Here is a 12,003-nt window from a genome sequence, read left to right on the forward strand (position 1 = left end):
AAGATGAGTTTAATTTCTCTTTGTTTTGCTGCGGAGCTCATCCGCCATGTCTTTCAGGGCTTTCTCCGAGCTGACTTTGTTCAGGAAGACCTTTGCCCACACATCGGTCATCAGCTTGTTGGCCATTGGGAAGTCCGATGTATACGCAAGCGGATAGGTGTTGGCAAGCGACTCGGCATATACTTTGCGGATCGGCTCTTTGTTGAAATATTCGGACGGATCCTCAAGAGACGCGTTATCGCTCAACAGCATCGCCGGGAACAATCCGGCTTCAGTCATCATTTTAACTTGGGACTCTTCGCTTCCCAGCATGAATTCAATGAACTGCCATGCCTCTTCCGGATGCTTGGAGTTCTTGTTGATCGCAAGGTTCGCTCCGCCCTGGTTCGCACCCGTATACTTATCATCCTTGGACCATTTCGGCATCAAAGTTACAGACCATTTGCCTTTATCCGCCGGGGAATATTGGTTTTCAATGATCGCATCGTGCCAGGAACCGCCTACAACGGTAGCGATTTTTCCGTCACGGATCGCATTTCCCCATGGATCGGTGTTTGCGCGGGCATCGAAAACGAGTCCTTCATTTTGCATTTTGATCAGGAAATCAGCACTTTCCTTGATTTCCGGCGAATCGACGGCGACATTGCCTTCATCGTCGAAGTACCACAGTCCGCGCTGCCACATCATCGACTCGAACATCCGGTTGCTGGAGTTCGTCTTGGAATCCCCGTACATCATCGCTCCCGTTTTTTCCTTGATCAATTTAGCAGCCTCGTAATAGTCGTCCCAAGTTTGAATCTCTTGGGCTACATCCGCAGGATCGGTTGGCAAGCCAGCCTGAGCGAACAAATCGTTGCGGTAGAACATTACGACCGGACCGCTATCCCACGGCATGGCGTACACTTTGTCGTCCTTCGTCGCATCTTCCCATTTATAGGCACTCATTTTGTCCTTGTAGGGAGCCACGCGATCGGTAATATCAAGCAAAGAATCGATTTGAACGATCTGGGACATATTGGTCGATTCCACGGTTATAATGTCCGGAACCGCATCTCCGGTACTCGAAGTAATCAAGTATTTGGAATACAAATCCGTTGATTTCATCGTCTGGAATTCGACTTCGATGTTCGGATACTTGGCCTTGAAGGCGTCCATATTCAAATCCAGTCCGTCCTTCGCAGTCTCCCAAATCCAGACCACCAATTTCACCTTTTCGTTGCCTGTAGCCGGATCTTTGGAATCAGCCTTTTTGTTGTCCGAGGAGCAGGCTGCCGTCAGCAAAGAAACCAGCAGACAAGTGATGAGTACGTACAATATCCGTTTTCTTTTCACGAATGATAACCCCCTGTGTCAATAAGATCGTTTGTTTACATGGTTTATAATAAATCTCTTGAAAAGGCTTTCACACCGACAGATGTTTGATTTAAGTGTCATCTTTTCCGATAAATAAAAAAATGCCCGGCCAAGCCAGGCGGCAGTGTCTATTTGTTTGATAAATCCGTCATTTTGTTTGCAGACGGTATTGCCCTGGCGTTATCTCCGCCTGTTTTTTGAACCATTTGGAAAAATACTTCACGTCTTGAATACCGATTTTTTCAGCAACCTCTTCGGTACGGATCGAAGCCACACTGAGTAACTCCTTCGCCCGTCTCAGCTTGCGCTCCGAAATAAAAGAAATGATGCTGCAGCCGGTCGCTTCCTTAAAAATCGTGCTGAAATAACTGCGGCTGACGCCGATCACCGCAGCGACATCCGCCGCCCGGATATCCTGATCCAGATGTTCGTCGATGAAATCGATGGCCTGAATGATATCTTCCTTGTGCGCCGTGCTAAACAATCGGGTGCTTTGTTCCACCTGACGGATCCGATGCAGCCGACTTAAGGCGTCCAGCCAACCTTCTGCGCTTGTAATGGGTTTGCTTTGACGCCATTCCAAATCGCGTTCGTTGATTTTCAATTCAACCAGCTTGGATAAGACCTTGTCCGCAAGGTCCCTGCTGCAAGCAAGAAACGCGGAACCGTCGCCGAACTCAAGCAATTTCAGTTGACCAGGATAAGCGAGCGATAAATCCTCCCATCGTTTCAGTTGCGCTTCCGGCGAACTGTCACTCCCGGAGGACTGATAAATATGAATGAGAAACGAAGAAGACAGCATCCACTTCCAATCACTCCGAACTTGCTTCAGCAAAAGATCCCTGGCTGAATAACTTTGCTTGTCCAGCCATTCATTTAAGATCTCCTTCGTTCGATCCGGCGATTTCGCTTCCGGTTTCGGAGCGTCCTGATGGTTCAACATGGTTTCCTTATACTTCTGATAAATGAGATCCAGGGATTCATGGATATGATCGTCGTCCATATCGGTCTTGACGATATAATCGTGAATGTTTAATTGAATGCCGAGCCTCGCGTAGTTAAAATCCCGATGGCAGCTCAGGAACAGGATCGAGGTGTCAGGAGATTCTTTTCTGATGTTTTGCGCCAGTTCGATCCCGCTCATTTCCGGCATGACGATATCCGTAATCACCAGGTGAGGACGATGCTCCAGAAATTTTTGCCAGCCGATCCTTCCGTTCGGAGCGTCATCGCATACGGTCATTTGATGCCGTTCCCAATCGATGGTCATTCGAAGTCCTTTTCTCACCAGCTGTTCATCATCCACAATCAATACTTTGATAGGGAATTGGTTTCCGTTGTCTTTGGCCATATCAATGTCACCTTCGTTCCTTGATTTCTGATTGATTCTATGGATAATCCGTAAGCATCTCCGTAGTGGAGCTTAAACCGTTCATCGACATTACGCAGGCCTAATCCGCCCCGTTTCCCGGGCACTTTCTGCCCGGAACCGATGTATTCCATATGTTCAGGCGTAACGCCTACGCCATCGTCTTCCAGGATCATGTACAAAATATTCTTTTCCTCAAAAATCCTCATTTCGATATGGCCCTGCCCGTCCTGAAAACCGTGGAAAAATATATTTTCCAGCAAAGGCTGCAATACCATGCGCGGAATCAGGCAGTCTTCAAGCTCGGGCTGAACCTCCAACCGGAAGGTAAAAGTATCCTCATAGCGGTACCGCTGAATCTCGATGAAATGCTTGGCGATGTCGAGCTCCTTCTGTAAAGGAAGAAGAGTTTGCTTGAAATTCAAACTTCCGTCCAGCACCACGATCAGATGCTGCAGCATTTTTTGGATGTCCGGCTGCCTGGCCAGTTTGGCTTTCCATTGAATCGAATTTAACGTATTGAACAGAAGATGCGGGTTGATTTGATAGTGCAAACTTTTCAATTCGGCGTCGCTCTTCAATTTTTCGGTCCTGCTGATCTCATGAACCAGTTCTACGAGCTGTTCCGTCATTTTGTTAAACGATTCGCTTAGAAAACCAAGCTCGTCCGAAGACATGACCGGCGTGCGGATCAACAGATCGCCTTCGCCGAAACGGCGCATGGAATGGGCCAATTTTTTGATAGGCATCGTAAAGCGGATCGAATAGAAGCTGGCCATAATGACTCCGAGCAGGATGGCTAACGCGGCAATAAAAGCCGAATACCGCAAAATTACAGACGAGGACTCGTAAAAAGTGTCATAAGGAACTCTTGCTTCCACCACCCAGCCTTCCGTAACAAGTACCCTCGACCAAACTTTATCGTCCTCCCGACTCACAAAGTCCGACGTCGTATGCAACAGAACTTCACCGGATGCATCGGTAATCTGAAGATGAGACTTGGTGTCCTTTTCGAACCATTTTATCAGCCCCAGAACTGTATCCGCTTTCATGTCGATCAATAATCGGCTTCCTTCCGGTAGCCCGAAGGACCTGTTTAACGGAACCACCATGCTGATCATATACTCGTTCCCGGGAGTCGAGTAATAGTCCGGGATATGAATCAATACATGCTTATTGTTATATTTCGAAATATCGGACCAGAATGAGGATGATTCCAGACTTTCCGCGTTAATGAGGTTGTTTCCGATCACTCTGCCCGAAGGCGTAATTACCGCCACTTTGAAAATATTCGTGCTCTCCAGGGACGTGATGTAATTCTGAAAATCCCTTTCCTCCACGTATTGCTCGTAAGTGGTCGGGACTTCATCTCCTACGATGATTGAAGAAGCGATTAAATAGGACAAAATGTTGCCGGTCATGTCATCCATTTGCTTGAGATTGCCGTCAACATGCAATTTTAGTTGATCCACTGCATAAATTACGTAGCTGCCGAATTGGGAATTGACGACCTTGGACGACTGATGAAAAGAAAAATAACCTAACGCCCCTACCGGCAGCGTGGCCACGATGAAGAAAGCCAGCATTAGCTTTGTTCTGACGGTGCCGGCTTTTCTGATGCGCGAAACCATCCTCTCAATAATATGCTTCATGTTATACCTCTTCTGACTTCGATTAAGAGAGTTAGTTACTAGGAACTGAATTCTTCACAGTATATCAAAACAGTAATGAAATTTGAAGAAATGGTGCCCCTAAAATCTCGCAATGAGGGAGCACCATTATATGGTAATATCTAGTCTTCTTTAAATATAGGCATGATGTTCAGCTCGAAGGTGAACTGCTTCTCATCCAGCCGGTAAGCATCCAGTAATTCCGGTCCGCAAGAATTGGAACCTACGCCGCTCATCTTGTAATCCAGATGGAGTATCGTTTCATCCCGGCGGACAAGCTCGTAATCATGCTGTGCCAAGGTTAAATCCTCCGGCGTATAATGACTGGCATTGAACGAGAACGGCCGATTGCTCGTGAATTTCAAACCCATGCCCTGCTCGTTCGTTGCGATAACCCAATCGGTGTTATCATGCGAGCCGTTTTCCTGTGGCATGATGTAAGGCGTAAACAACTCGTCCACCGTTGTCAGGTATTTGCCCTTGAGCGTGCTTTGGCTTTTATCTATATAACTCTCATGAGGGCCGTTTCCGAAATACTCCACTTCCTCGGTACCCGCCGGCATCGCAACCTGCAGCCCGAACCGGGGCAGGAACAACAGATCTTCGCGCACGGTAACTTCCGTCTTCAGCGTGATTTCCCCGTTGCCGGTTACCCGCCAGTAGGCTACGCCGTGCAATAACGGCGGTTTGATATATCCACCAAGGGAATAAGCTACCCTAATTTGTATGGAGTTCTCTTCCCGCTCGGTCACAACCGCTTCATAAATATGAGGCAGCGCGCGGTCATAACCCTCTTCCATCCACTGCCGTTTCACTTTACGGTCATTGTCCGTCGGAGCTCTCCAAATATTGAAGCCCAAAGGTTTGCCGATCATTTCAACCCCGTGCCTCGTAATGGAGGTAAAGCTTCCCTTATAGAGATCAAATACATGGAGGAAATCGAACCCATCGATCGTGAGCAAATCATTCTCTTCCGTAATCCGTAGTGGTTGACCATCAATTGCGGATTTGGCTTCAGCGGCTTTCCGGATTTTCACCGGCAGTCTGAATTGTTCGGAAATCACTTCGTGTCCGACCTCGGACCAGAGCGTTTTTTCCCGCAAGCGGAAAGTCACGGTGAGGTAAAAGGCTTGCTCCGAAAATTCCGGTAAATCATAATCTAGCTTCACTAGCTGCAACGTGTGCGGCTCAACTCCGCTTACCAACGTTTGACCCTGACTGTACAGCTCCCCTTCTTTTTCAATCGTCCAATGTAACGTAAGATGACCGAGGTCCACAAAGTCATACAGATTGGTTATCCGGAGGGACCCGGCAGCCAGATCGTCTGCTTCTACCCTGATTGGAGCGATCACTTTCTTGAGTTCCAGCAATCCCGGATGAGGAACCCGGTCGGGAGATACAAGTCCGTCGATACAGAAATTGCCGTCATTCGGCTGATCTCCGAAATCTCCCCCATACGCATAATACGGTTTTCCTTGAGCGTTCTTCGTCAGGATGCCATGATCGCTCCATTCCCAGACGCAGCCGCCCATCAGCTTGGGATACTTATAAATGACGTCCCAGTAATCCTTTAAATCCCCTGGTCCGTTACCCATCGCATGACTGTACTCGCACATAAACATAGGTTTGGTGCTGTTCTCATCCTTCGCGTAAGCTTCTATGTAAGCCGGCGAGGAGTACATCCGGCTTTCCATGTCCAGCACTTCCGTATCCGGGCTTCCCAGGTGACGGGGATCGGAGCCTTCGTAATGAACCGGCCGGGAAGCGTCCCTGGACTTGGTCCATCTCGCCATTGCCATATGATTCACGTCGTAGCCGGATTCGTTCCCCATCGACCAGATAATGACCGAAGGATGGTTTTTGTCACGCTCCACCATGCGTACGGCGCGTTCGACGAAGACATGCTCCCATTCCGGAAGGCGGGTCAGCATATTGAAATTCCCTATCGCATGAAACACCCCGTGGCATTCGAGGTCCGCTTCATCAATGACGTAAAAACCGAACTGATTGCACAGCTCCAGAAAACGCGGATCATTCGGGTAGTGGGACGCCCGGATCGTATTGATATTGTGCAGCTTCATGAGCTTCAGGTCCTTGATCATATGATTGATCGGAACCGTCTGACCAAGTACGGGGTGGGAATCATGCCGGTTGACCCCTTTTAGCTTGACGGCCGTTCCATTAATCATGAAGACCCCGTCAACGATTTCAACCTTCCTGAATCCGACCTCAAAGTGCAAAACCTCATCTGCGGCCGTAATGTAAAGATGATATAAATATGGCGTCTCGGCACTCCACAGGTTGGGTTGATCTATTTGAAGGGCTACGCTTCCTTCTCCGACAACGGTTACGGATTCCGCATGCAGCAGCACACCGTCCGCATCGGTAAGCTCGATCCTGGCATCCGCTTGACCGGTGGCCGTAAGTTCGCAAGTAACCGTTCCGGTCCCGAAGTCCGGATCCAGCTCCACACGGTTGAACACATCTACGATATGCTCGGGGCTGCGGGCCAGCAAATACACATCCCGGAATATGCCCGAGAATCTCCACAGATCCTGATCTTCAATATAGGAGCCGTCGCACCATTTCAACACCATAACTGCAATTTTATTGCTACCTGTATGAACGTAAGGGGAAATATCGAATTCGGCCGGCACGCGGCTGCCTTGGCTATAGCCGACCCAAATGCCGTTTACCCATAAATAAAAGCAAGAGTTTACGCCTTCAAAAACGATATATTTGCTTTTGTCTTCCCATGCGCCGGAGATATTGAACTCACGAACATACAAACCGGCGGGATTGTCGTTCGGCACAAACGGCGGATCGCAAGGAAACGGGTAATTGACATTCGTATAATGGAGCTGGTCGTATCCATTGACCTGCCAACAGGAAGGAACGATCAAGTCGTCCCAATCACTGACATCGGCATCGATCCGGTAGAAGGCATCGTCGACTTGCCGGACGGACTCCTTGTATTTGAACTTCCAGTTCCCGTTCAATGTCCGATAATAAGGGGAAGCCCCCCGCTTTTGTTTGCGGGAAGATTTCGCATCTTCATAAGGAATATAGTAAGCCCTGGGAGCTTCACGGTTTTTCTCTAGTACGCTCAGATCTTCCCAGTATTTTGGAATCTGGATCATTTTGGTTCTCCCCTCCAAGAAAGTACTTTGAATGGTTTAATTGTATATGAAATGAAAGGGCTCTCAAACCGACTCTTGTTCGATTACGGAGTCATTTTGTTCGATTCCGTGCAGGGTGCCTCTTACCATTCCGCTACCGATCCGTCCTGGTGTCTCCAAACCGGGTTTCTCCACCGGTGTGGCGCTTCTTTCGCCATTTTGATCACATACTCTTCATTGACGGTAATGCCCAGTCCGGGCCCTTGAGGAATTTTTACGAACCCGTCGTCATAGGAGAACACGCCGGGATCCACGATATAATCCAGCAAGTCGTTACCCGCATTGTAATGTATCCCCAGACTCTGTTCCTGAATGACCGCATTGTGCGCCGTCGCATCTACCTGCAGGCAGGCAGCAAGGGCAATAGGTCCCAACGGGCAATGCGGTGCGACGGCAACGTCGTAAGCTTCCGCCATGGCAAAGATTTTCTTGCACTCCGTAATCCCGCCAGCATGCGACAAATCCGGCTGAATGATATCGACATATCCGTCTTGCAACAGCGTTTTAAAATCCCAGCGGGAGAACATTCTCTCCCCGGTAGCGATCGGAGTGCTGGTGTGATTGGCGATTTCGCGAAGCGCTTCGTTGTTCTCCGGAAGCACTGGTTCTTCGATGAACATGAGCCGGTAAGGCTCCAGCGCTTTTGCCAATACTTTGGCCATTGGCTTATGGACGCGTCCGTGAAAATCGACGCCGATCCCGAAATCCGGCCCAGTCGCCGTCCGAATGGCAGCAACCCTCTCCACGACCTGATCCACTTTGGAATAGCTGTCGATATACTGCAATTCTTCGGTAGCATTCATTTTGATCGCCGTAAAACCTGCGTTCTGTTTGTCCAAGGCTGCTAGACCCACATCAGTCGGACGATCCCCGCCGATCCACGAGTAAACGCGCATGGAATCCCGGCAAGCGCCACCTAACAATTGATGGATGGGCGCATTAAACGCCTTTCCTTTGATATCCCATAAAGCCTGGTCGATCCCGGCGATCGCGCTCATCAGGATGGGTCCCCCCCGGTAAAATCCGCTCCGGTACATGACCTGCCAATGATCTTCGATACGCAGCGGATCTTTGCCGATCAGATAATCCATTAATTCGTCGACCGCAGCCTGCACCGTATGTGCTTTTCCTTCAATTACAGGCTCTCCCCAGCCCACAATGCCCTCATCGGTTTCGATCTTCAAAAACAGCCAACGCGGCGGTACGATATAAGTGCTAAACTTTGTAATTTTCACGGTTGATTTCTCCTATTCTCTTGCTTGATGAATCGCTTGAATGAACTGCTCTGCACGCTTGGTGATATCGTCATACTGTTCTTCTTCCATAGATTTCTTGTCGAGCAGCGAGCTGCCCAACCCTACCGCAACTGCGCCCGCCTGAATGAACTGTGCCACATTGTCCAATGTGACCCCGCCCGTCGGCATCATCGGAATATGGCCAAGCGGCGCCGAAAGTTCCTTGATATAATTGACGCCAAGCGAAGACCCCGGGAAAATCTTGAGCAGGTCCGCACCCAACCGGTACCCCTTCACGACCTCGGTCGGTGTCATCACGCCCGGAATGGAAATCACATCATGGCGGATCGTGGCTTTTATCGTTTCTTCATCCAAAATAGGTGAAAAAATAAATTGCGCGCCGGCTTCAATCGCCTTCTCGGCGGTTTCGGCGTCCAGAACGGTGCCTGCACCTACCAAGACCTCTTCCCCGTATCTTTCATTTAACAAAGAGATCAGTTCAAATGCCCTGTCGCTATCCACCGTGATCTCCAGCGCTTTGACTCCGCCCGCAACAAGCGCGTCCGTAATGCGGACTGCCCTTTCATAAGGAGGTCTGCGCACAACGGCAACAACGCCGGATTCCTTAAGCAGCCTTAACTTCTCTTGTTTATTCATTTCGTCACCCCTTAACGTTGAACGTTTTGATAACCGGTTTGCCCGGACAACATCGCTTGAAGCTCTTCTTCATTGGGAAGACCTTCGGTGTCGCCATGAACCCCAACAACGATAGCTCCCACGGCGTTCGCTCTTGTAACGGAATTTGCCAAAGTGTCATTACGCAGCAGTCCGCTAATAAATCCGGCAGCGAACCCGTCGCCGGCTCCCACGGGATCGATCTCCTGAACGGGAATGGCCGGCACATGTCCTCTCTCCGTCAGTGACTGATAATACGCTCCATCCTTGCCCAGCTTTACGACAACCGCCTTAGATCCAAGCTTAAGAAAAAACTCGGCAATTTCCTTCGCTCGAGGCCGTCCTGTCAGGAACTCGCCTTCGTCCAATCCGGGAAGGATGTAGTCGGCCCTAGCCGCCAGTTCTAGCAGTCTGGATTTCGCCGTATCGCGATCCCACAGCTTCCACCTGATATTGGGATCGAACACAATGCTCACCTGATTGCGCTTGGCAACATCCATCGCATGCTTCGTCAGCTCAAAACAGCTTTTGCTCAGAGCCGGAGTGATCCCGGTAACATGCAAAATTTTTGCCTGGGTAAGGTAGGATTCATCCAAATCCTCTTTAGTCATCAAACTGGCGGCAGACCCTTGGCGATAATAGTAAACCTTCGTTTTTCCGCCGCGTCCGCGCTCTTTGAAGAACACGGCCGTCGGGGCGGCGTCGGTATATGTACAACGCGACGTATCCACGCCTTGGCCGCGAACGCTCTGCAAGATATATCGTCCAAAGGCGTCCTGACCGAGCTTGCTGAACCAGCCAGTGGAATGGCCCAATCTTGCCAGCCCGATCGCCACATTCGATTCGGCTCCAGCCATCTGTTTATGAAACTGTTGAACATACTCCAGCGGCAGTTCCTGGTCTCCGCTAAACAGGACCATCGATTCTCCGAAAGTTACAACCTCCATCCAACGTCCTCCTTTGTACAAGCAACTGATGGTATGCTTAACTACCTCGAAAAATTGATCGCATCTATATAGATATACAAATTAATAATCTCATATAGAACCTATCTATTTCTAGAGTTTAAGCATATTTAATATCAATATGACTATAAAACGCAAAATAGATACTATGTTTATGGTGGTATCATAGTATCTATAATCTTGGTTGTCAATATCGTTTTTATTAGCAAGTTCAAGTATGGCTATGATAGAATGAGGATGATATCAGAACTTACAGGGGACGCCGATGATGAAAAAAAGTACATTCACAACGACGATAGATTTGCTAAAAAAGAAAATCGTAGACGGAGAATGGCCACCCGGTTCAAGAATTCCCACGCTTCAGCAGATCTCCAAAGAATTGGAGGTCAGCGTGACAACCGTCAGAGAGGCTTTGAGGGCGCTTGAAAGCCAGGGAAATGTGAGCATTGAACATGGCCGGGGTATGTATGTCAGAAATGATCCGTTATTGTTAGAGGACCCAACTGCAAATCTGAAAGAACTCGGGGATATTTCACTCGTCAAGCTACTGGAGGCAAGGCTGTTGATCGAGCCGGAACTGGCCGCGTTGTGCGCTGAACGGGCCACGCATGCTGAAGCCAGTCAGCTTCGGGAATTGGCCGAGTCCATGGTCCTTCAGATGAAAGACGGAGGTCCGTTTTTGGATACGGATCTGTCTTTTCACCGGTTAATTGCCGAGTCGGCTCAGCATCCCGTTCTGCTGCGGATGATGGAATCGATTTATCCCTTATTGGCGGAAGGACGCAAGCAAACCAATACCTTGCCGCATATGAGGACCAAAGCTTCCAATTACCACATCCTGATCGCTATCGCGATTGAAGAGCGGCAACCGGAGCAAGCTAAACAACTGATGTATTATCATATTAATGACATGCTTCAGGCTTTAAAAAAATAATTGCAGCTTAAACGCGTAAATCCCTGCTAGCCTTCGCTACCAGGGATTTACGTATTGAAATTGCTATTCAATTTAATCCATTCCTCCACCAACAATCCATATCCACGACATGGCAATTGTTAAATTTTCGATTTCCCTTGATACTCCACCTTTGGAGTAATGATCCATGTCCTGCATATAGGGGTAATTTCCCGCGTACACGATCTTCACGAGCAACGTTTTCACGGACGTTACTCCTAGAGTGAACCATCGTATCCGTACGCTTCGCTAACCGTTTGCATCGGAATCGCGCTCCTTCTTGGCAAGCTTGTTCCTTGCTTTGAATGGCATTTCCTATTTCTTGGCAGCTGGTTTGCTTGGGTTCCCACATACCTACGATCTGCTAAAAGACGTTGTCACTTCCGTCTTCCGTTCAATTGCAGCCGATTCCGGTATGCTTCGCTTACCTAGGTCAACGGAATTCTCTCCTCTCTGAAATCTATCTCTTCATTCAAGGTAGAGCTTATCACCTGTGGCTCCGCCAACCTGCGGTTCCTTTTGGTGATGTCTATATCATAACGCAATCTCTTAAAAAGTTAAACTTTCATAACTTGGGCTATATTGGAATAATAGCCGCTATTTCT

General features: G+C 48.8%; 9 protein-coding genes. 1 reads left to right on the forward strand and 8 read right to left on the reverse strand.

The annotated features are described in order from the left end of the window. Positions 1 to 9 precede the first annotated feature (9 nt). The 7 genes from NYE70_RS06290 to NYE70_RS06320 all read right to left on the reverse strand — a co-directional run bounded on the left by NYE70_RS06290 (position 10) and on the right by NYE70_RS06320 (position 10,428). Positions 10 to 1,332 (reverse strand): ABC transporter substrate-binding protein, encoded by a 1,323-nt coding sequence (locus NYE70_RS06290; protein ID WP_341045400.1) that lies wholly within the window; start codon positions 1,330 to 1,332, stop codon positions 10 to 12. A 169-nt stretch (positions 1,333 to 1,501) separates the two neighbouring features. Beyond that, on the reverse strand, positions 1,502 to 2,704 hold the full coding sequence (locus NYE70_RS06295; protein WP_341045401.1) for a response regulator transcription factor: 1,203 nt from the start codon (positions 2,702 to 2,704) through the stop codon (positions 1,502 to 1,504). After that, positions 2,662 to 4,374 carry a cache domain-containing sensor histidine kinase gene (locus NYE70_RS06300; RefSeq protein WP_341045402.1) on the reverse strand — a complete coding sequence of 571 codons (1,713 nt, stop codon included), beginning with the start codon at positions 4,372 to 4,374 and terminating at the stop codon, positions 2,662 to 2,664. Before NYE70_RS06300 ends, NYE70_RS06295 begins: the two co-directional genes overlap by 43 nt. Before the next feature lie 140 nt (positions 4,375 to 4,514). Then, on the reverse strand, positions 4,515 to 7,532 hold the full coding sequence (locus tag NYE70_RS06305; RefSeq protein ID WP_341045404.1) for a glycoside hydrolase family 2 TIM barrel-domain containing protein: 3,018 nt from the start codon (positions 7,530 to 7,532) through the stop codon (positions 4,515 to 4,517). A gap of 122 nt (positions 7,533 to 7,654) precedes the next feature. Beyond that, complete coding sequence (gene dgoD, locus NYE70_RS06310) at positions 7,655 to 8,806, reverse strand: galactonate dehydratase (RefSeq protein WP_341045405.1); 1,152 nt, start codon at positions 8,804 to 8,806, stop codon at positions 7,655 to 7,657. 12 nt (positions 8,807 to 8,818) lie between these two features. Beyond that, positions 8,819 to 9,463 (reverse strand): bifunctional 4-hydroxy-2-oxoglutarate aldolase/2-dehydro-3-deoxy-phosphogluconate aldolase, encoded by a 645-nt coding sequence (locus NYE70_RS06315; RefSeq protein ID WP_341045406.1) that lies wholly within the window; start codon positions 9,461 to 9,463, stop codon positions 8,819 to 8,821. 11 nt (positions 9,464 to 9,474) lie between these two features. Next, the gene (locus NYE70_RS06320) at positions 9,475 to 10,428 is read right to left on the reverse strand and encodes a sugar kinase (protein ID WP_341045407.1); all 954 of its coding nucleotides are present in this window, start codon (positions 10,426 to 10,428) and stop codon (positions 9,475 to 9,477) included. A gap of 286 nt (positions 10,429 to 10,714) precedes the next feature. Here NYE70_RS06320 and NYE70_RS06325 point away from each other — a divergent pair, with 286 nt between their 5' ends. Further along, entirely contained in the window at positions 10,715 to 11,380 is a 666-nt protein-coding gene (locus NYE70_RS06325; RefSeq protein WP_341045408.1) for a FadR/GntR family transcriptional regulator, read from the forward strand. A gap of 72 nt (positions 11,381 to 11,452) precedes the next feature. On the opposite strand, the gene NYE70_RS06330 is transcribed toward NYE70_RS06325, so the two are convergent. Next, on the reverse strand, positions 11,453 to 11,605 hold the full coding sequence (locus tag NYE70_RS06330; RefSeq protein WP_290407305.1) for a hypothetical protein: 153 nt from the start codon (positions 11,603 to 11,605) through the stop codon (positions 11,453 to 11,455). Between the last annotated feature and the right edge of the window lie 398 nt (positions 11,606 to 12,003).

The organism is Paenibacillus sp. FSL R5-0407, assembly GCF_038009185.1.
GTDB classification, from domain to species: Bacteria; Bacillota; Bacilli; order Paenibacillales; family Paenibacillaceae; genus Fontibacillus; species Fontibacillus vini.